A 20,289-nucleotide genomic window follows, 5' to 3' on the forward strand; every position below is an offset into this window, starting at 1 on the left:
GGGACCGTCGTCAGGCCACGTTGAAGGTGTCGGGGTCGGGCCCGGTGCGTTCGTTGCGGTCCAGCGTGCCGATCGCGGCCAGGTCCTCGTCGGTGAGCGCGAAGTCGAAGACGTTCACGTTCTCGCGGATGCGAGATGGGGTGACCGACTTCGGGATGACGATGTTGCCGAGCTGCAGGTGCCAGCGAAGCACGATCTGCGCCGGTGTGCGCTCGTACTGCTTGGCCAGCGTTTCGATGACCGGCTCCGACAGCAGGCTGCCGCCCTTGGCCAGTGGACTCCACGCCTCGGTGCGGATGCCGAAGTCGCGGCCGTAGGCGCGTACGTCGGCCTGCTGCAGGTACGGGTGCAACTCGACCTGGTTCACCGTCGGTGTGATTCCGGGCAGCCGGTCCAGGTGGTCAGGCCGGAAGTTGGAGACGCCGATCGCGCGGACGCGGCCGTCGGCGTACAGCTTCTCCAGTGCGCGCCAGGTGCCGACGTACAGGTCACGGGCCGGCGTGGGCCAGTGGATGAGGTACAGGTCCAGGTACTCCAGGCCGAGCAGCGAGAGGCTCTGGTCGAACGCCTTCAGCGTCGAGTCGTAGCCCTGGTCGGCGTTCCACAGCTTGGTGGTGATGAACAGGTCGCCGCGGTCGATCCCGGACGCACTGATCGCCTGACCGACACCCGCCTCGTTCTGGTGCGCCGCCGCGGTGTCGATGCTGCGGTACCCGGCCTCGAGCGCGTGCGTCACGGCGGTTGCCGTTTCGTCGTTCGGGACCTGGAAGACGCCGTACCCGAGCTGGGGCATCTCGACGCCGTTGTTGAGCTTCACCGTGGGGATCATCAGTGGCTTCCTTCAAGGGCTAATGCGGAGACCCGGGTGCGGTCGAGCAGGCCCGAGATGAGTGCGACGAGCAGGCCGGTGACGGCCAGCGCGGCGCCGACCCAGTTGGGCGCCGTGTAGCCGAGTCCGTGCTCGATGGTGAGTCCGCCGAGGTAAGCGCCGGCGGCGTTGCCGAGGTTGAACGCAGCGATGTTGGCCGCGGAGGCCAGCGCCGGAGCACCCGTTGCCTTATCCATCACGCGCTTCTGCAGCGGTGCGACAGTGGCGAAGCCGGCAGCCCCGAAGAGGGCGATCGTCACGGCAGACGGGAGCTTGGCGTGCGCAGTGAAGACGAAGACGACCAGTACGGCGGCCAGTAGCGTCAGGATGAGGTACAGACTCGGCATCAGCGACCGGTCCGCTGCCTTACCTCCCAGCAGGTTGCCGACGACGAGCCCTCCGCCGAACAGCACCAGCAGCCAGGTCACAGCTCCGGAAGAGAAGCCCGCGACCTCGGTCATCATCGGTGCGATGTAGGTGAACGACGCGAACACGCCGGCGAACCCCAGTGCGGTCATGGCCAGTGCCAGCCACACCTGCAGGCTCTTGAACACGGCCAGCTCGCTACGCAGCCCCGGACCTTCCGCTGTGTCCTGCCGCGGCACCAGGAACACAATGCCGAGCAGTCCGATCACCCCGAGCGCAGTCACGGCCCAGAACGTCGACCGCCACCCGAACTGCTGACCAAGAGCGGTCCCGCCCGGCACGCCGAGCACGTTGGCCACTGTCAGCCCGGTGAACATCAGGGCGATCGCACTTGCCTGCTTCGCCTTCGGGACCAGCGACGCCGCGACCACCGAGCCGACGCCGAAGAACGCGCCGTGTGACAGCGCCGCCACGATCCGGCCGGTCATCAGGACGCCGTACGACGGGGCGAGCGCGGACAGCAGGTTTCCGGCGATGAAGACGCCCATCAGCGAGATCAGCACGGTCTTGCGGGAGACCTTGGAGCCGATCGCGGTGAGCAGCGGGGCGCCGACCACGACGCCGAGCGCGTAGCCGGAGATGAGCAGTCCGGCGGACGGGATGCTGACGCCGAAGTCGGTGGCGACCTCGGGCAGCAGCCCCATGATGACGAACTCGGTCGTCCCGATCCCGAAGGCGCCGATGGCGAGCGCGAGCAAGGCCGCGGGCATGGGTTCTTCTCTCCCTCATATGTAGTCTTATGACTGTTACCGGCGTGCGCGATAGTTGCACACGCGGGCTATTGCACAAGCGCTATGATTGCGCATGCAAGAACGAAGTTCAAGTGGAGGTTGTCGTGGGACTACCGGATGACGCCGCGGAGGCGCGGGCGCAGGGGTGGCGGACCCTGGCGGCGCTGCACGCCCGGATCGAGGACGAGCTGGAGCGCGCGCTGCAGAAGCAGCACGGGCTGTCGGTGAGTGAATACAGCGTGCTGGACGTGCTGGCGCGGCAGGACGACTACCACCTGCGCATGAACCAGCTGTCGAACGCCGTGGTGCTGAGTCAGTCCGCAACAACCCGGCTGGTGAACCGGTTGGAGGACCGCAAGCTCCTGCAGCGCTACCTGTGCCCGACCGACCGCCGTGGCATCTACACCGAGGTCACCAAGGCCGGCCGCGACCTGCTGGACCAGGCCCAGCCCACCCATGACGCCGTCCTGACGTCGGCGCTGCAGCAGGCCTCCGAGCTACCCGAGCTCTCCCCGCTGGTCGAGGCGCTGGGGAAGCTCCCGCTGACGGTGTGACATGGCTCGCCGCTACGACAACCGCAAGCTGTACGTGCTGCTGATGGGCAGCTGCCTGACGCTGATCATCCTGGCCTGGTTCGTGGTGCGGCTGTTCTCGATCCCGGTGGCGATCGGGATGAGCGCGGTCGCCGCCGTCCTGCCCCCGACCGCCGCGATCATCGCGAACTCGGGTCACGACAAACGCTGACGGGTATCCGCCGGGGTCGGGTCGAGGTAGAGGTGCCGCACCATTGGGAACGCGTCGCGGACCTTCTTGTCGATCCGTTCCGCGAGCTGCTCGACGGCAGCCCCGGTGGTCTCGGAATCGTCCAGGTCGACGGTCGCGACCACCAGCACCTGCTCCGGCGCCAGCCGCAGGCTGAGCAGCTCGGGCACCTCGTCGATCCCGGGCTCGCCCGCGATGATCGCCCGGATCTCGCGCTGGGTGTCGGTCGGCAGCGCACGCCCGATCAGCATCGCCTTGTTGTCGCGACCGAGGACGAACGCGACGACGATCAGCAGCAGCCCGATCGCGATCGACGCGGCGCCGTCCCAGAGATGCTCGCCGGTGACGACCGCCAGCGTCACCCCGATCGCGGCGATCAGTAGGCCGACCAGCGCGGCAGAGTCCTCGAGTGCCACGGTCTTGACCGCGGGCTCGGCAGCACGGAGCTGGTGCAGCAGCGGTACGCCGGCCGCCCGCGCCTCCTGCCGGAGCTGGAGCATCGCACGCAGCCAGGAAGCGCCCTCGAACACGAACGAGATCCCGAGCACCGGATAGATGACCGCGAGCGCGGCGATCGGCTCGGGCGCGAGGATCGACCGCAGCCCCTCGGTGATCGAGAAGCCGGCGCCGAGCACCAGGATGCCGACTGCGGCGAGGAGCGCCCAGAAGTACCGCTCCATCCCGTAGCCGAAGGGATGGCGCGCGTCGGCGGGCTTGCGGCTGCGGTGCAGCGCGGTCAGCAGGAACACCTGGTTCAGCGTGTCGGCGACGGAGTGCGCCGCCTCGGCGAGCAGTGCGGTGGATCCCGAGAGCAGGCCGGCGACGATCTTCGCGATCGCGATCGCGAGATTCGCCGTACCGGCCAGGAGGACTGTCGCGTCCGACTCTTCGTCAGGCATCACCTTCGCGTGCCCGCAGCCCGGCCGATCGAAACAGCACGTCGACGAACGCGGCCGCGAGCGGATCCGGTTCGCTGCGGGTGTACGCCGTCAGCGTGCGGCGTACGGCGGGCTCCAGGTGCAGCACGCGACCGTCGAAGTCCTTCGGGAGGATGTTGTCCGGAACGAGGGCGGGGCCCAGGCCGGCCGCGGCCAGCGCGGGCGCGGCAGCGGTCTGCTCGGTGCGTACGGCGATGCGCGGCTCGAAACCGGCCTGTGCGCAGACTTTGTCGAGCACGTCCGCGAGGCCGTGCCCCGGTGCGTAGTGGACCCAGGCGCGGTCGGCCAGGTCGTGCAGCTTGACGGTGTCGCTGGACGCGACGGGATCGTCGGCGGCCACCACGACGACGAGTTCCTCGGTGCCGAGGACGCGGGTGACACCTGGCCAGTCCGCCGGTTCGGGGCCGACGGCGAGGTCGGCCTGGCCGGAGTGCATCGCGTCGACGAGCTCGTCGGTATGGCGGTGCTCGAACAGGCGGATGCCGACGTTCGGACGGGTCTGCCGCCAGGCTCGGAGCGCGGCCGGCAGCACGCCGAGCGTGATCGAGTAGAGCGTCGCGATCTGCAGTTCGCCGACCTCGAGTCCGGCGGCCTGCCGCGCAGCGCAGCGCGCCCGCTCCGCGTCGGCCAGGGTCGCGCGGGCGTGCGGAAGCATCGCGCGCCCGGTCGGGGTCAGACGGATGCTGCGGGGTAGCCGCTCCAGTAACGGTCCGCCGGCGGAGCGCTCGAGGGTGCGGATCTGGTGGGAGAGCGCGGGCTGGGTGACGTGCAGCAGCTCGGCGGCCTTCGTGAACGAGCCCTGATCGACCACGGTGACGAGGTACTCGAGCTGCCGGAGCGTTGCCATGTCTTCAGCTTATGGGTTCAGTGAAAACTATGCCTTGGATTTATCCGCGCAGGTCAGCAAGGCTGTTCGGTATGGAGAACGTCGCGTTGGTGGTGGGTGCCCGGGGAGTCATCGGGACGAATCTGGTCGAGCATCTGGCGTCGCTGCCCGAGTGGCGGGTGATCGGGCTGTCGCGCCGCGGCGGCATCGACGTACCCGGCCGGGTACGGCACGTCGCCGTCGACCTGCTGGACCCGGACGACACCCGGGACAAGCTGTCCGGGCTGACCGACGTGACGCACGTCTTCTACGTCGCGTACCAGGACCGCCCGACCTGGGCGGAGCTCGTGGCGCCGAACCTCGCGATGCTGGTGAACGTCGTCGACGCGATCGAACCGGTCGCGCGTCAGTTGCAGCACGTCAGCCTGATGCAGGGCTACAAGGTGTACGGCGCGCATCTCGGGCCGTTCAAGACGCCGGCGCGGGAGGACGACCCGCCGCACCTACCGCCGGAGTTCAACGTCGACCAGCAGCGCTTCCTCGAGGAACGCCAGCAGGGCAAGGCGTGGACCTGGTCGGCGCTGCGGCCGTCCGTGGTGGGCGGATCCGCGCTCGGCAATCCGATGAACCTCGCGGTCGCGATCGCCGTGTACGCGTCGCTGTCCAAAGAACTCGGCGTACCGCTGCGGTTCCCGGGCAAGCCCGGCGCGTACCACTCGTTGCTGGAGCTGACCGACGCCGGATTGTTGGCCAAGGCAACGGTCTGGGCCGCGACCGCGCCGGCCGCGGCGAATCAGGCGTTCAACATCACGAACGGCGACCTGTTCCGCTGGAGCGAGCTGTGGCCCAAGCTCGGCGCGTGGTTCGGGCTCGAGGTCGCGCCGCCGCTGCAGCTGTCCCTGCAGGACGTGATGGCGGACAAGGAGCCGGCCTGGAAACAGCTGCAGGCCGCCCACGGGCTGGAGGCCACGTCGTTCGCCGAGGTGTCGTCCTGGCCGTTCGCCGACTTCGTGTTCGGCTGGGACTACGACTTCTTCGCCGACGCGTCGAAGTCGCGGCGGGCCGGGTTCCACGAGTACGTCGACACCGAGCAGATGTTCTACGGCATCTTCGCGGACCTGCGGCGGCGCCGGATCATTCCGTGACGGTTCCCGGCCCGGCTCCTGGTGGCGCGACGGATCCGCGGTTGCCGCCGGATGTGGCATGCTCCGGGCTGTGACGGCGATGGGTGCGGGAAAGCTGCTCGGGACGAACCTGCGGGCACGGCGGGACGAGCAAGGCATCTCGCTGTCCGAACTCGCCCGGCGGTCCGGGATCGCGAAAGGTACGTTGTCGCAACTGGAGTCCGGGGCCGGCAACCCGACGATCGAGACAGTGTTCAGTTTGTCGAACGCTCTCGGTGTGCCGGTCTCGGCCCTGCTGGCCGACTCACCAGCCTCCGACGTGGTGCTCGTGCGGTCCGCGGACGTCGACGTCCTGTCCGGCGACGCGATCGACCTGCGGATGCTGCGGCGGCTGGAGCACCCCGGCGGGCTGTTCGAGATCTACAACCAGGAGATCCGGCCGGACGCGGTCCAGCACTCCGACGGGCACCCGGGGACCGAGCATCACATCGTCCTGACGGGATGCTTACGTATCAATGCTCACGGGCAGAGCGCGGACCTGGGGCCGGGCGACTACCTGGCGTTCCGGGCCGCCGGGCCGCACTCGTACGAGGCGGTGGACGGGCCGGTGCGGTCGGTGCTGCTGCTCGAGTACCCGCCGGACGTGTACCCGACGGCGGCCGGCGGACCGCATCTGCCGGTCTAGTTGCCGGCTGGGTTCCGGGAAAGGTCCGGGAGAGGTCCGGTTGGGTGCATTGACCGGTCGACGGAGGCGCGCGTAGTCTCGGTATCGTTCATTTTAGCGAACGCCTGCCGAGGAGGTCCGTCATGCACCGGTCCGCGACACCCGATGTGGTGGTGGTCGGCGCGGGCATGGTCGGGGCGGCGTGCGCGGAGGCGTTGTCGGCGGCCGGGGTGCGGGTCCTGGTCATCGACCGCGACGGTCCCGCGGCCGGGACGACGGCCTCCGGTGAGGGCAACGTGCTGGTGTCGGACAAGGAGCCGGGGCCGGAGTTGGAGCTCGCCGTCGCGTCACGCGCAGAGTGGGACGTGGTCCGCGCGCGGCTGCTCGAGCGGGTCGCCGACGTGGAGTGGGAGGCGAAGGGCGGCGTCGTGGTGGCGACCGGAGACCCGGAGCCGCTGACCGCGTTCGCGGCGAAGCAGCGTGAGGCCGGGGTCGCCGCGCGGGTGATCACGCCCGCGGAGGTCTTCGAGCTCGAGCCGCTGATCACGCCGCGGGTCACCGTCGGTGTGCACTATCCGGACGACGCCCAGGTGCAGCCGGTGCTGGCGGCGACGGCGTTACTGGCAACGGTTCGCGAGCGCGGCGGCGAGGTCAGATCGGGGGTCACCGCGCTCGGGATCCGGCAGTCCCGAGGCCGGGTCGTCGGCGTCGACACGTCCGACGGCGACATCGCCTGCGGTGCGGTGCTCAACGCGTGCGGGCCGTGGGCCGGTGCGTTCGCCGCCGCGGCCGGTGCGCCGATCGAGGTGCTGCCGCGGCGCGGGATGATCCTCGTGACGGCGCCGCTGCCAGACTGCGTGCGCCACAAGGTGTATGACGCGGATTACGTCGGCGCGGTTGGCAGCGGCGACGCCGAGCTGCAGACCTCCACCGTGGTCGAGTCGACGCGAGCCGGCACCGTGCTGATCGGGTCGAGCCGCGAGCGGATCGGCTTCGACGACGCGATCCGGGTGCTGGTGCTGCGGGAGCTCGCGCGCAAGGCGATGGGCCTGTTCCCGTTCCTCGGCGACGTCCCGGTGATGCGGACGTACGGCGGCTTCCGGCCGTATGCTCCGGATCACCTGCCGGTCATCGGCCCCGACCCCCGCGTCCACGGCCTGTGGCACGCAACCGGCCACGAGGGCGCCGGCATCGGCCTCGCCCCCGCCACCGGCCGCCTCGTCACCGAACAGTTCCTCGGCCTGGCCCCCCACCTCGACCCGTCCCCGTTCCGCGTCGACCGCCCGGCGGTGATCGCCGCATGACCATGATCAAGCCGAGCCCGCGCTACGACGGTGCGCGCGGCACCGTCCGGCCTTCACTCGCTCCGCCGCAGCTCCACCGCAGCCCACCCGGAGCCGACCGCAAGCCCTCCTCACTCCGTCGCGTCGGTGCGTCATGACCGCCTACCTGCGCCCACAATCCGGCGACCCGGCCGAGATCGGCCCGCCGCCGACGCTGGACGTCACCATCGACGGCAAGCCGGTCGAGGCGCGCGCCGGTCAAACGGTCGCCGCCGTACTCCTCGCCAACGGCCAGGACACCTGGCGAACCACCCGCCTCCACGACCGCCCCCGAGGAATCTTCTGCGGAATCGGCGCCTGCCAAGACTGCCTGATCACCATCAACGGCCTCCCCGACATCCGAGCCTGCCAACGCACAGTCGCCCCCGGCGACACCATCACCACCCAACAAGGCGCAGCCCTCCCCGCCACAACACTCACGGGTACGGCGGCCTCGGGTACGGCGCCTTCGGGCGCACCGGCTTCGAGCACAACGCCATCCGACGCGACACCTTCCGGCACCGCGGCTTCGGGTACCGCGCCTTCGGGGGTGGTGGGTTCTGGTGGTGGTGGTGTGGTCCGGGTGGCTGAGGTTGTGGTGGTGGGAGCGGGGCCGGCTGGGATCGCGGCTGCGCTTGCGGCGGGGGATGCCGGGGCTGAGGTGTTGCTGGTCGACAGCGGGCGAGCCGTCGGCGGACAGTACAACCGGCAGCTCCCAGCCGAGTTCGCAGCGCAGCGACCGGATCGCCTGCAGCACGAATGGAAGGGGTTCGCGCGCCAGCGGGACAGGCTGCAGGGACATCCACGGATCACCTACCTTCCGGAGACTTCGGTATGGGCGGTGGAAGGTCTCCGACTCTGGGCGCAGACCGGACCGGCAGACGCGAGCGGCCGACAGCCGTTCCCCATCGACGCCAAGTCCGTCGTGCTGGCAGCCGGCGCCTTCGATCGTGTACTGCCCTTCCCCGGCTGGGATCTACCGGGCGTATACACAGCCGGCGCCGCCCAAGCCCTAGCCAAGGGCCAGCGGATCGCCGTCGGCCGTCGCGTCCTGGTCGCCGGCACAGGTCCATTCCTGCTGCCGGTCGCCGAGTCCTTGATCGGCGTCGGTGCCCACGTCGTCGAGCTCCTCGAAGCCAACACGCTGACGACGGTCCGCAAGGGCTGGTCCACCGACCCGTTGGTTGCCCGCAGCAAGCTTCGCGAGGCCGTCGGGTACGGCGCCCTGCTCGCCCGTCACCGGATCCCGCCCCGCCACGGCTGGACGGTGATCGCCGCCCACGGCACGAACCACGTCGACTCCGCGACGATCGCCCGCCTCAGTAGCGATTGGCGCCCGATCCGCGGCACCGAACGCCGCATCGACGTCGACGCGATCTGCGTAGGCTTCGGCTTCACCGCGAACCTCGAGCTGGCGGTCTCAGCCGGCTGCACCATCACCACCGGCCCCGATGGCGGCCCAGCCGTAGCCGTCGACGCCAGTCAGCAAACGAGCACCCCTGGCGTCTTCGCAGCCGGCGAACTCACCGGCATTGGCGGCGCCGCCCTCTCCACCGCAGAAGGCACCCTCGCCGGCACCGCAGCGGCCCACTACACCCAAACCATCACCACCCCACCCTCCGCCACCGAGGCGTCCGCGGCGGCTGTGGCTGCTGTTGTGAAGGGGCGGCGGTTCGCGGCTGCCCTGGCCAAGGCTTATCCCGTGCGGGACGGCTGGAAGAGCTGGAGTGACGCGGGCACGCTCGTCTGCCGGTGTGAGGAAGTGACCCGGGGACAGCTCGAGACCGCCGCCGACGAGCGGGGGCTCGACGACGGGCGGGCGATGAAGCTGAGCAGTCGCGCGGGGCTCGGGATGTGTCAGGGGCGGGTGTGCTCGCGCACCGTCGCCGCCTTGCTGGCCAAGCCGGGCGACGCACCGCAACCAAGCATGAGAAGACCGATCGCCGTACCAGTGAGGCTGCGGGATCTGGCGGCGGCCGAGGTCGCGCCATCACCGGAAACCAGGGAGGAACCATGAGCGAGAAGTTGGACGGCGTGATCGTCGCGACTGCGTTGCCGTACGCCGAGGACGCGTCGGCGCCGGCGGGGCTGCGCCCCGACCTCGACAAGTACGCCGAGCACTGCCGCTGGCTGGTCGACAACGGCTGCCGCGGCGTCGGGCCGAACGGGTCGCTCGGTGAGTACTCGTCGCTTACCGACGACGAGCGCCGGGCCGTGGCGAAGACCGCGATCGAGGCTGTCGGCAACGACGGTCTCGTGGTCGTCGGCGTCCACGGCGTCGGTTCGCACCAGGCCCGCGCCTGGGCGGAGAAGGCGGCCGAGGACGGTGCGGACGGCGTGCTCTGTCTGCCGCCGACCATGTACCGCGCGAACCGCGGCGAGGTGATCGCGCACTTCACCGAGGTCGCGAAGGCCGGACTGCCAGTGATGGTCTACAACAACCCGCTGGACACCAAGGTCGACCTGACGCCGGACCTGCTGGCCGAGATCGCGCAGATCGAGAACATCGTCGCGGTCAAGGAGTTCTCCGGTGACGTCCGGCGGATCCTCGAGATCCGCGAGCTGGCCCCCGACCTGGCTGTGATCGCCGGTGCCGACGACCTCACCCTCGAGGCGCTGCTGATGGGCGCGACCGGCTGGTTCGCCGGTTTCCCGAACGTGTTCCCGAAGGAATCGGTCCGGTTGTTCGAGCTCGCCACGCAAGGCAAGCTGGAGGAGGCCCGCGCGTTGTACGAGCCGCTGGTCGCGGCGTTCCGGTGGGATTCGCGCACCGAGTTCGTCCAGGCGATCAAGTACGGCATGGACTACGTCGGGCGGTTCGGCGGTCCGTGCCGGCCGCCGCGCGGACCGCTCGTCCCCGAGCACATCGCGCAACTGGAGCAGGACATGAAGAAAGCAGTGGAGTCACTCGTATGAGGTCCGTCCGGACGATCACCGCCATCGACTCGCACACCGAGGGCATGCCGACCCGCGTCGTCACCGGCGGGGTCGGCGTGGTGCCGGGCGCGACGATGGCGGAGCGCCGCGAGTACTTCATCAAGCACCTCGACGACCTACGGCTGTTCCTGATGAACGAGCCGCGAGGTCACGCTGCGATGAGCGGGGCGATCCTGCAGCCGCCGACGCGGTCCGACGCGGACTGGGGCGTGCTGTACATCGAGGTCTCCGGCCTGCTCCCGATGTGCGGTCACGGGACGATCGGCGTGGCCACGGTGCTGGTCGAGTCCGGCATGGTCGAGGTGACCGAACCGGTGACGAAGGTCCGGCTGGACACGCCGGCCGGGCTGGTCGTCGTCGACGTTGCCGTGAGCAACGGCCGCGCCGAGCACGTGACGTTGCGCAACGTCGCGTCGTACGCGCATGCCCTCGACGCCTCGGTGGACGTGCCCGGGCTGGGCAAGGTCACGTACGACCTGGCGTACGGCGGGAACTTCTACGCGATCCTGCCGATCGAGCAGCTCGGCATCCCGTTCGATCGCGCGGAGAAGGACCGCATCCTGAAGGCCGGGCTGGACATCATGGACGCGATCAACGCCACCGACCGTCCGGTGCATCCGCTCGACCCCGGCATCAACGGGTGCAAGCACGTGCAGTTCACCGCGCCGGGTCTCGCCGGCGCCGACTCGCGGAACGCGATGGCGATCCACCCGGGCTGGTTCGACCGTTCGCCGTGCGGGACGGGGACCTCGGCGCGGATGGCCCAGCTCCACGCCCGCGGTGAGCTCGCCCTGGACACCGACTTCGTCAACGAGTCCTTTATCGGTACCCGCTTCACCGGCCGCCTGGTCGAGGAAACCACGGTCGGTCCGTACCCGGCCGTGGTCCCCACAGTCACCGGCCGAGCCTGGATCACCGGCACCGCCAACTACCTCCTCGACCCGGACGACCCCTTCCCCACCGGCTTCGTGCTGTAGTCGCGGTCGAAGGTGCGGCCGCCGCTGTCAGTCCTCAGGGCGATAGTGGCGGACGTGGCCCAGTGCCATGTCGAGTGCCAGCTCCAGCGGTTGGACATCATGCGTGGCCTGGGACAGCAGCAGGCCGCCTTGTAGCGCGGCCATCACCGTGGTCGCGAGCGATTGCGGGTCGGCGTCCTGGGACAGCTCGCCGTCGGCGCGCATCGCACGGAACCCGTCGAGCAGGTACTCCTCCCACTCGGCGAAGCACGCCGCGAGCACTCGACGGGCCGACTCCGATCGGTCAGCGAGTTCGCTCGACAGCGAGCCCAGCGGGCAGCCGCCCACTCCGCCGGTGGCGCGAGTGCTCTCGACGACGTGATCGCGCCACCGCTGCAGACCGTCCCACGACCGCGCTGCACGCAACTCTGTTCCCTGCCCGGCGATGATCTTGGCGAGCTGGTTGCGGATGACCTCCAGGATGAGCGCGTCCTTGTCGGCGAAGTAGTGGTACAGCTGCGACTTGCTGGTGCCGGTCGCCGCCATGATGTCGTCGAGACTGGTGCCCGCCACGCCTTGGTCGTACACGAGGTCCGTCGCGCCCGCGATGATCCGCGCGCGCGTCAGCGAGCCTCGCGCGGTCAGGCGCGCCGTACCCCGGTGGATCTTCGTCGCCATGACCGCAGCGTACGACCAATTGGACTTGATAGTCCAATTCTGTGCCATGAACATGGACCAGTCAGTCCAATTTCGGGCATCAGAGAGGAATACCGTGTCTCGTCTGCACAATGGCCAGCACTTCCCGTCCCTGTCGCTCCCCGCCGTCGGCGGTGGAACCGTCTCCCTGCCGGACGATCTCGCCGGCTCGTTCGGCGTCGTCCTGATCTACCGCGGCTCGTGGTGCCCGTACTGCAATGCGCAGCTCGCCGCGTTCTCACGTGCGTCCGAGACGCTCGCGGAGCTGAACGCCAAGGTTGTCGCGTTGTCGGTGGACGACGGGTCGACCAGCGCCGCCCTGGTCGAGAAGCACAAGTTGACGTTCCCGGTGGCACACAGCGCGGACCCCGACACGGTGTCGAAGGCGACGGGTGCGTACGTCAGCGCCGATCACCGCTACCTGCAGTCGTCCGGCTTCGTCCTCGATCCCCAGGGGAACCTCATCACGGCCGTGTATTCGAGCGAGGCCATCGGTCGCCTGGTCGCGGACGATGTCATCGGCTTCCTCCGCTATCTGAAGGCCCACGAGGGCTGAGATGACGACCAAAGAGCAACGCCGTGCCCTCGGTCTCGTGGCTTTGGCAGCAGTACTGGCCAACGCCTCGTGGTTCAGTGCGACCGCGATCGTGCCGGCGCTCGAGGACCAGTGGCACCTGACCGCAGACGGCGCCGCCTGGCTGGTGGTCGTCGTTCAGATCGGTTTCGTGACCGGCAGCGTGGGCGCGGCGATGCTCAACCTTCCCGACCGCTTGCAGCCGCGTTGGCTGATCGCCGGTTCGTCGGTTGCCGCCGGACTGTGCAACCTGGCATTGCTGCTGACACATGGGCTGGCTCTCGCCCTGCCGATCCGTCTGCTGGTCGGCATCGCGCTGGCAGGGGTCTATGCCCCTGCCGTGCGGCTGGTCGCTACCCACTTCGAGCGCGGGCGTGGCGTGGCGACCGGTGTGGTTGTCGGCGGGCTCACCCTGGGGTCGGGGACTCCGCACCTGGTGCGGGGCCTTGGTTACGTTCCCTGGCAGGTGACGATCGCCGTCACCTCCGTTCTCGCCGGCCTGGCCGCAGTAGCGGTCTCGACGGTGCGCTCCGGGCCGGCGGCCGTATCGTCCCCTCCGCTCGATGTCGGCGCCGCGGTCCGGGCTCTCGCCAGTGAGCGACCGCTGCGGCTGGCCACGATGGGTTATCTCGGGCACATGTGGGAGCTCTATGCCTTGTGGAGCTGGCTGGCCGCGTTCTTCGTTGCCGCAAGGGCGGATTCACGACCTGGTCCTGCTCAGACCGGAGTCGTGACGTTCCTTGCGATCGGGGTGGCAGGGCTGCTCGGAGCTGTGGTGGCGGGACGGCTCGCCGACCGACTGGGGCGCACCACGATCACCAGCGCGGCGATGCTTCTCAGCGCCGCGTGCTGCCTCGCGAGCCCACTGATCTACGGCGCGGCGCTACCGGTGCTCGTGGTGGTTCTGCTCATCTGGGGTGCGGCTGTGATCGCCGACTCCGCACAGTTCTCTGCAGCCGTGACGGAGCTGGCTGAGCCGCGTTACGCGGGTTCGGTGCTCGCGCTGCAGCTCGCCCTCGGCTTCACGCTCACCATCGTGAGCATCCGGCTCGTGCCCCTCGCCGTCAGCCTTGCCGGCTGGCGTTATGCGTTGCTGCCACTGGCGATCGGGCCGCTGCTCGGAACGGTTGCCATGCTGCGATTGCGTCGGCTGCCGGCGGCGCTGGCTCTCGCCAACGGACGACGCTGACTGGGTGCAGGCGTTACCGGTGGAGTTGGGACTGCCAGTTGGTGGGGACCTTGCCGCCAGGGACCGGCTGGTTTTCGGGGCGGGCGGCCGGTGGGGCGAGGTCTGGGCCGTCGTAGTACTGGGACTCGCCGTAGTGCCAGAACCAGTCCTCGCCGGGCTCGAAGCTGCGGACGATCGGGTGGCCGCTCTCGGCGGCGTGGGCGGAAGCGTGCTGGGCGGGGGAGGAGTCGCAGCAGCCGATGTGACCGCACTGCGCGCACCGGCGGAGGTGGAACCACCAGCCGCCGGCCTGCAGACACTCGACGCATCCGGTGCCGCTCGGGGGAACTGTGCTGTCGATGCCTGGCGTTCCAGAACTGTCCGTCATACCGGACATCCTCACCTGTCCCCGGCTCCCGGACAAGCAACGTCCGCGGTCACTCGGGCCAGGACGAGTTCTTGATGACGTCCACGAAATCGCCGCGGTGGAAGCCCGGTACGAAGTGCTCCAGTACGTCGGCCTTCACGTTGCCGAAGGTGGTCGCCGGGCGGTCCTGGATACCTTCGGTGAACGCGGCAAGTATGCGGTTCTTGAAGTCGGGACGCGGGTGCGCGGCGGTCACGGCGTCGCGCTCGGCGTCGGTGACCGCGTCGTACCCGATGCCGAGGACATCGAGTTCGACGCCGCGGGTGACGAGGGCGATCTCGGCGGACAGGTGCCGCGGGATCTCCGGGGTGGTGTGCAGCGCGATGGCCGTCCACACGCGGTCGGCGTCGTCGTCGCTGATGCCGTGCCGCCGCAGGAAGCTCCGGGCCTCGTCGGCGCCGTCGATCTCGAAGCGCTGGTCCGTCCGGCGGTAGCGCTCGGTCAGGCCGAGGTCGTGGAACATCGCGCCGACGTACAGCAGTTCCGGGTCGAACGAGAGACCCTGCGCCCGGCCGCGGAGGGAGCCGAACAGGTACACGCGGCGGGAGTGGTCGAAGAGCAGGGGTGACGCGGCGTCGCGGACGAGGTCGGTCGCTTCGCGGGCGAGGGCGCTGTCGGGGATCTGGATGCCGGCGATGGTTTCGGTCATGCGTTCAGGTTCGCGGTCCGGGGTACGCTGACGCCATGTCCAAATCGCCAGGCGAACCACAGATTCGGACACACCGGGTCGCGTTCGTCGTGTACGACGGGGTGACGCTGCTCGACGTGACCGGGCCGCTGGAAGTCCTCCACCAGGCCAACCTGGTCACGGCCGATCGGTGGGGTGGGCGGGTGCGGTACGAGTCGGTGCTTGTGTCTGCGGGTGGTGGGGAGGTGACTGCTGCCTCAGGTGTGGTGCTGGCGGGAGTGGTCCGTGCCGCAGAGGTGGAAGTGGTCGACACCGTGGTGGTGGCTGGGGCAGATGACCTTGTACGCGGGGTGCCGGACGAGGTTCTTCAGGTGACGGCGATGTTGGCGGACGGGGCCGGGCGGGTGGCGTCGGTGTGCAGTGGGGCGTTTGTGTTGGCGGCGCTCGGGATGCTGGACGGGCGGCGGGCGACGACGCACTGGCGGCATGCGGCGGCGATGGCGCGCCAGTATCCGAAGGTGGAGGTGCTGCCGGACGCGCTGCACGTCAGCGACGGGCGGTACCTGACCTCGGCGGGGATCAGCGCCGGCATCGACCTCACACTCGCCCTGGTCGAAGCAGACCACGGCTCCGAGACGGCCCGAGCCGTGGCGCGTGAACTCGTCGTCTTCATGCAACGCCCCGGTGGTCAGTCGCAGTTCTCGACCGCGATGGCGACCCCGCCGCCGCGCACCGATCTGCTGCGGGCGATCACCGACACCGTCGTCGCGGACCCAGCTGCTGACCACAGCCTGCCGAACCTGGCCGCCGCGGCCGCGGTCAGTCCGAGGCATCTGACCCGGTTGTTCCAGAGCGAGTTCAACACGACGCCCGGCCGGTGGGTCGAGCGTGTACGGCTGGACCGGGCGCAACAGCTCCTGCTCGACGGGCACAGCATCACCACGGCGGCACGCCTCAGCGGGCTCGGCAGCGACGAGACGTTGCGCCGGGCGTTCGCACGCCATCTCGGTACGACGCCGACGGAGTACCGCCGCCGCTTCCAGGCCGCACAATCCGACGAGGAAGAGGACAGAACCCGTCCGCTACTGTCGTCAGACTCGAGGTATGAACAGGCCAAACGGTAAGTCGACGATCACCCCCTACATCGTGGCGAAGGGTGCGGACGCCTTCCTCGAGTTCGTGGAGCGCACCTTCGAGGTCAAGACGAGCGGACGGTTCCCGAACCAGGACGGCACGGTCGGCCACGCCGAGATCACCGTCGGCGAATCGGTGCTGATGACCTTCGACGCGGCGGCCGACTGGCCGGACACCCCGAGCTTCCTGAGCGTGTACGTCGACGATGTCGAGCGCACCTATCAGCGGGCCCTCGACGCCGGCGCCACCGTGGTCACCGAGCTGATGTACTCCGGCATCACCGGCGACCGCGGCGGCCGGGTGAAGGACCCGATCGGCAACATCTGGTGGCTCCAGACCCACGTCGAGGACGTCCCCGAGAGCAAGGCCCGCGAGCTCTTCGCGGACCCCGACGAACTCGCCGTCATGCGCATCGCCCAGGACACCTTCGCCGCCGAGATGAACAGCCGCGTCAAGAACTGAGCAACTGCAAGACGGCCGGCGAGTTCAGCTGGACGGCGGGCCGTAGCCGCCGCCTCCTGGGGTCTCGATGACGAAGATGTCGCCGGTGGACAACTGAACGGAGTCGCAGCCGTCCATCTCGGTCACGGTGCCGTCCGTGCGTTCGATCCACTGGTGGCCGAGGCTCCCCGGGTGGCCGCCGGCCATTCCGTACGGCGGTACGCGGCGGTGGCTGGCGAGTGTGGTCACGGTCATCGGCTCCAGGAAGCGGAGCATGCGGCGGCCGCCGTCACCGCCGCGCCACCGGCCGTCGCCGCCGCTGCCCTCGCGGATCTCGAAGCTCTCCAGCCGTACCGGATACCGCCACTCCAGCACCTCGGGATCGGTGAGCCGTGAGTTCGTCATGTGGGTCTGCACCACGTCGGCGCCGTCGAAGCCTTCGCCGGCGCCGGAGCCACTGGCCACCGTCTCGTAGTACTGGTAGCGCTCGTTGCCGAACGTTACGTTGTTCATCGTCCCGGACCCCTCCGCCTGGACACCGAGTGCGGCATACAACGCGCCGGTGACCGCCTGCGAGACCTCGACGTTGCCGGCGGCAACCGCCGCGGGGTACTCCGGCGACAGCATCGAGCCCGGTGGGATGATCACCCGCAGCGGCTCCAGGCAGCCCGAATTCAAGGGGATCTCGTCGTCGACCAGCGTGCGGAACACATACAGCACGGCAGCCATCACGACCGACGACGGCGCGTTGCCGTTGTTCGGTTGCTGTGCGGAGGTGCCGGTGAAGTCGATCTCGGCGGTGCGCGCGCCGGCATCCACGCGGACCGACACCTCGATCCGCGCGCCCGAGTCGAGCTCGTAGCTGTACCGGCCGTCGCGGAGCGTCGGAATGACCCGCTGGACCGCTTCGGTGGCGTTGCGGCGGACGTGTTCCATGTACGCCGACACGACGTCGAGTCCGAAGTGGTCGACCATTGCGAGGAGCTCTTCGACGCCTTTCTCGTTGGCCGCGACCTGAGCGCGCAGATCGGCGATGTTCGTTGTGGGATTGCGTGACGGGTACGCCGCGGAGCCGAGCAGCTCGATGGTTTCGGGCTCTCGCAGTACACCGCCGGAGACGAGCAGCCAGTTGTCGATCAGCACCCCTTCCTCGTCGATGTGCGTGCTGTCCGCGGGCATCGATCCCGGTGTGATCCCGCCGATCTCCGCATGATGGCCGCGGGAGGCGACGTAGAACAGGATCTCCCGTCCGGCCCGGTCGAAGACCGGGGTCACCACCGTGACGTCGGGAAGGTGGGTGCCGCCGCGGTACGGGTTGTTGAGCACGTAGGTGTCGCCCGGCGCCATCTGTCCGGCGTTGCCGGCAATGACCATCCTGATGCTTTCGCCCATCGAACCGAGATGGACGGGGATGTGCGGGGCGTTCGCGATCAAGTTGCCCTCGGCATCGAACAGTGCGCAGGAGAAGTCCAGCCGCTCCTTGATGTTCACCGACTGCGAGGTGCTCTGCAGCCGCACACCCATCTGCTCGGCGATCGACATGAACAGGTTGTTGAAGATCTCCAGCATCACGGGGTCGGCCTCGGTCCCGATCGCTCGCTGGACAGGCCGGGCGGTCACCCGGCTCAACAGCAGGTGGCCGAGGTCGTTCACTTCGGCACGCCAGCCTGGCTCGACCACGGTCGTCGCGTTGTCCTCGGCGATGATGGCCGGCCCGTCCACGGCGTCGCCGGGAACGATTTCGGCGCGTCGGTAGAGGTCCACGTCCGTCCATGAGCCGGCCGAGAACATCGGCACGCTCGCTACCGCCTGCAGGGCGCTGTCCTCGCGGGTCCGCTGGTCCCAGGTCGCCGCACTGTCTCCGGCCGCGCCCAGCAGTTCGAGTGACACCGCTTCGACGACAATCTGCTTGCCGGGCATCAAGAACGAGAACCGTCGGCGATAGGCGGCCTCGAACTCCGTCACCATCGCATGCACGTCGCCGGTCGACACGGCCACCGCCGTGTCGGTGCCGTCGTAGCGCAGCAAGGCCCGGCGGATCGCGGTGATCCGTTCGGCCGGGACGCCTTCGCGCTCGAGCTCGGCGGCGGCGTCGGCCTGGAGTTCGTCGAGGACCTTCGAGAGCTCCGGGAGTACGGCGTCGTTCAGGGGCGCCTCGACCGCCCGCTCGCGGAGGGCCGCGACGTCGGCGAGCCCCATGCCGTAGGCCGACAGAACCCCGGCGAGCGGGTGGATCAGTACTTCGGTCATGCCCAGCGCATCGGCGACGGCGCACGCGTGCTGGCCGCCCGCGCCGCCGAACGTCGCCAGCACGTACCGGGTGACGTCGTACCCGCGCTGGACCGAGATCTTCTTGATCGCGTTCGCCATGTTCGCGACCGCGATGTCGGCGAACCCGGCCGCGACCTGCTCGGGGCTCCGTCCGTCGGCGATCGCCTCGGCCAGCTCGGCGAACTTCCGGCGTACGACGTCCGCGTCGAGGGGCTGATCGCCGTGGTCGCCGAAGACCGCGGGGAAGAAGTCCGGCTGGACCCTGCCGAGCATGACGTTCGCGTCGGTGACCGTGAGCGGACCGCCCTTGCGGTACGACGCCGGGCCGGGATCCGCGCCTGCCGAGTCCGGTCCCACCCGGTACCGGCTGCCGTCGAAGCTGAGGATCGATCCGCCGCCGGCCGCCACCGTGTGAATGCTCATCATCGGCGCCCGCATCCGGACTCCGGCGACAAGGGTCTCCAGTTCGCGCTCGAACTCACCCGCGTAGTGCGACACGTCGGTGGACGTGCCGCCCATGTCGAATCCGATCACCCGGTCGAACCCGGCCGCCGTGGTGGTGCGCGCCATCCCCACGACGCCGCCGGCGGGGCCGGACAGGATCGCGTCCTTGCCGCGGAACAGATGTGCTTCGGTCAGGCCGCCGTTGGACTGCATGAACATCACCCGTACGCCGTCCAGCTCGGCCGCCACCTGATCCACGTACCGGCGCAGGATCGGCGAGAGGTAGGCGTCGACGACCGTGGTGTCACCGCGCGACACGAGCTTCATCAACGGGCTGCACTCATGGGACAGCGAGACCTGGGTGAAGCCGATCCGTCGCGCGATCTCACCGATCGCCACCTCGTGCCGGGTGTGGCGGTACCCGTGGACGCAAACCACGGCGACTGATCGCAAGCCGTCGTCGTACGCCTGCTGCAGGTCCCGTGCCACTGCTTGCTCGTCGAGCGTGACGACGACCTCGCCGTCCGCCGCGACGCGCTCGTCCGCTTCGATCACCCGGGAGTAGACCAGCTCGGGCAGCACGATCTCGCGGGCGAAGATCCGCGGGCGGTTCTGGTAGGCGATCCGGGGTGCGTCCCGGAATCCCTTGGTGATGACAAGCGCCGTCGGCTCACCCTTGCGCTCGAGCAGGGCGTTGGTGGCAACGGTCGTACCCATCTTGACGACTTCGATCCGGTCGGTCGGCAGGCGCTCGCCGGCGGACACACCGAGGAGCTGCCGGATGCCCTCGACGGCTGCGTCCCGGTAGCGGCCGGGGTTCTCGGACAGCAGCTTGTGGGCGACCACTGTGCCGTCGGGTCGCCGGGCGACGACGTCGGTGAACGTGCCGCCACGATCGATCCAGAACTCCCACTTCGCTGCCACGCGATCCCGCCTTTCGCCTGCGTTCCGT

20 protein-coding genes are annotated in these 20,289 nt (G+C 69.3%); 12 read left to right on the forward strand and 8 right to left on the reverse strand.

Features of this window, described 5'->3' with window-relative positions; genetic code table 11:
* Positions 1-10: 10 nt before the first annotated feature.
* Together AB0I12_RS20055 and AB0I12_RS20060 are read right to left on the reverse strand one after the other, a co-directional pair.
* Positions 11-829 (reverse strand): aldo/keto reductase, encoded by an 819-nt coding sequence (locus AB0I12_RS20055; protein ID WP_359931605.1) that lies wholly within the window; start codon positions 827-829, stop codon positions 11-13.
* Positions 829-2,004, reverse strand: coding sequence for an MFS transporter (locus AB0I12_RS20060; protein ID WP_359931608.1), 1,176 nt, complete (start codon positions 2,002-2,004; stop codon positions 829-831). The genes AB0I12_RS20055 and AB0I12_RS20060 overlap by 1 nt, the downstream gene beginning before the upstream one ends.
* A 125-nt stretch (positions 2,005-2,129) precedes the next feature.
* On the opposite strand from AB0I12_RS20060, the gene AB0I12_RS20065 reads away from it, so the two are divergent.
* Together AB0I12_RS20065 and AB0I12_RS20070 are read left to right on the forward strand one after the other, a co-directional pair.
* The gene (locus AB0I12_RS20065; RefSeq protein ID WP_359931612.1) at positions 2,130-2,579 is read left to right on the forward strand and encodes a MarR family transcriptional regulator; all 450 of its coding nucleotides are present in this window, start codon (positions 2,130-2,132) and stop codon (positions 2,577-2,579) included.
* A 1-nt stretch (position 2,580) separates the two neighbouring features.
* A complete protein-coding gene (locus tag AB0I12_RS20070; RefSeq protein ID WP_359931615.1) occupies positions 2,581-2,769 on the forward strand; it encodes a DUF3099 domain-containing protein in 189 nt (62 codons plus the stop codon).
* Here AB0I12_RS20070 and AB0I12_RS20075 read toward each other — a convergent pair.
* Complete coding sequence (locus AB0I12_RS20075; protein WP_359931618.1) at positions 2,754-3,686, reverse strand: cation diffusion facilitator family transporter; 933 nt, start codon at positions 3,684-3,686, stop codon at positions 2,754-2,756. The two genes, AB0I12_RS20070 and AB0I12_RS20075, sit on opposite strands and share 16 nt — an antisense overlap.
* Positions 3,679-4,572: a LysR family transcriptional regulator gene (locus AB0I12_RS20080; RefSeq protein WP_359931621.1), complete on the reverse strand. Its 894-nt coding sequence runs from the start codon at positions 4,570-4,572 to the stop codon at positions 3,679-3,681. The genes AB0I12_RS20075 and AB0I12_RS20080 overlap by 8 nt, the downstream gene beginning before the upstream one ends.
* Before the next feature lie 71 nt (positions 4,573-4,643).
* Here AB0I12_RS20080 and AB0I12_RS20085 point away from each other — a divergent pair, with 71 nt between their 5' ends.
* The 6 genes from AB0I12_RS20085 (at position 4,644) to AB0I12_RS20110 (ending at position 11,575) form a co-directional block, all read left to right on the forward strand.
* Positions 4,644-5,696, forward strand: coding sequence for an SDR family oxidoreductase (locus AB0I12_RS20085; protein WP_359931624.1), 1,053 nt, complete (start codon positions 4,644-4,646; stop codon positions 5,694-5,696).
* A gap of 58 nt (positions 5,697-5,754) precedes the next feature.
* The gene (locus tag AB0I12_RS20090) at positions 5,755-6,360 is read left to right on the forward strand and encodes an XRE family transcriptional regulator (protein WP_359931627.1); all 606 of its coding nucleotides are present in this window, start codon (positions 5,755-5,757) and stop codon (positions 6,358-6,360) included.
* Between the two features lie 122 nt (positions 6,361-6,482).
* On the forward strand, positions 6,483-7,643 hold the full coding sequence (locus AB0I12_RS20095; RefSeq protein ID WP_359931630.1) for an FAD-dependent oxidoreductase: 1,161 nt from the start codon (positions 6,483-6,485) through the stop codon (positions 7,641-7,643).
* A gap of 133 nt (positions 7,644-7,776) precedes the next feature.
* Positions 7,777-9,678, forward strand: coding sequence for a 2Fe-2S iron-sulfur cluster-binding protein (locus AB0I12_RS20100; protein WP_359931633.1), 1,902 nt, complete (start codon positions 7,777-7,779; stop codon positions 9,676-9,678).
* Positions 9,675-10,577: a dihydrodipicolinate synthase family protein gene (locus AB0I12_RS20105; protein WP_359931636.1), complete on the forward strand. Its 903-nt coding sequence runs from the start codon at positions 9,675-9,677 to the stop codon at positions 10,575-10,577. The genes AB0I12_RS20100 and AB0I12_RS20105 overlap by 4 nt, the downstream gene beginning before the upstream one ends.
* The gene (locus AB0I12_RS20110) at positions 10,574-11,575 is read left to right on the forward strand and encodes a proline racemase family protein (RefSeq protein ID WP_359931639.1); all 1,002 of its coding nucleotides are present in this window, start codon (positions 10,574-10,576) and stop codon (positions 11,573-11,575) included. Before AB0I12_RS20105 ends, AB0I12_RS20110 begins: the two co-directional genes overlap by 4 nt.
* Positions 11,576-11,602: 27 nt before the next feature.
* Here the strand turns inward: AB0I12_RS20110 and AB0I12_RS20115 are convergent, their stop codons facing one another.
* Complete coding sequence (locus AB0I12_RS20115; protein ID WP_359931642.1) at positions 11,603-12,232, reverse strand: TetR/AcrR family transcriptional regulator; 630 nt, start codon at positions 12,230-12,232, stop codon at positions 11,603-11,605.
* Positions 12,233-12,326: 94 nt separating this feature from the next.
* Here AB0I12_RS20115 and AB0I12_RS20120 point away from each other — a divergent pair, with 94 nt between their 5' ends.
* Positions 12,327-12,806 (forward strand): peroxiredoxin family protein, encoded by a 480-nt coding sequence (locus AB0I12_RS20120; RefSeq protein WP_359931645.1) that lies wholly within the window; start codon positions 12,327-12,329, stop codon positions 12,804-12,806.
* A gap of 1 nt (position 12,807) precedes the next feature.
* Positions 12,808-14,013: an MFS transporter gene (locus tag AB0I12_RS20125; RefSeq protein WP_359931648.1), complete on the forward strand. Its 1,206-nt coding sequence runs from the start codon at positions 12,808-12,810 to the stop codon at positions 14,011-14,013.
* Positions 14,014-14,026: 13 nt separating this feature from the next.
* Here the strand turns inward: AB0I12_RS20125 and AB0I12_RS20130 are convergent, their stop codons facing one another.
* On the reverse strand, positions 14,027-14,380 hold the full coding sequence (locus AB0I12_RS20130; RefSeq protein ID WP_359931651.1) for a UBP-type zinc finger domain-containing protein: 354 nt from the start codon (positions 14,378-14,380) through the stop codon (positions 14,027-14,029).
* Positions 14,381-14,429: 49 nt separating this feature from the next.
* Positions 14,430-15,068 carry an HD domain-containing protein gene (locus AB0I12_RS20135; RefSeq protein ID WP_359931654.1) on the reverse strand — a complete coding sequence of 213 codons (639 nt, stop codon included), beginning with the start codon at positions 15,066-15,068 and terminating at the stop codon, positions 14,430-14,432.
* 35 nt (positions 15,069-15,103) lie between these two features.
* Between AB0I12_RS20135 and AB0I12_RS20140 the strand changes: the two genes are divergently transcribed.
* Entirely contained in the window at positions 15,104-16,171 is a 1,068-nt protein-coding gene (locus tag AB0I12_RS20140; protein ID WP_359931657.1) for a helix-turn-helix domain-containing protein, read from the forward strand.
* Positions 16,152-16,643, forward strand: a complete 492-nt coding sequence (locus tag AB0I12_RS20145; protein WP_359931660.1) for a VOC family protein — start codon at positions 16,152-16,154, stop codon at positions 16,641-16,643. Before AB0I12_RS20140 ends, AB0I12_RS20145 begins: the two co-directional genes overlap by 20 nt.
* Positions 16,644-16,667: 24 nt before the next feature.
* On the opposite strand, the gene AB0I12_RS20150 is transcribed toward AB0I12_RS20145, so the two are convergent.
* Positions 16,668-20,261, reverse strand: a complete 3,594-nt coding sequence (locus AB0I12_RS20150; protein ID WP_359931663.1) for a hydantoinase B/oxoprolinase family protein — start codon at positions 20,259-20,261, stop codon at positions 16,668-16,670.
* Between the last annotated feature and the right edge of the window lie 28 nt (positions 20,262-20,289).

The organism is Kribbella sp. NPDC050459 (assembly GCF_040655315.1).
Classification (GTDB): domain Bacteria; phylum Actinomycetota; class Actinomycetes; order Propionibacteriales; family Kribbellaceae; genus Kribbella.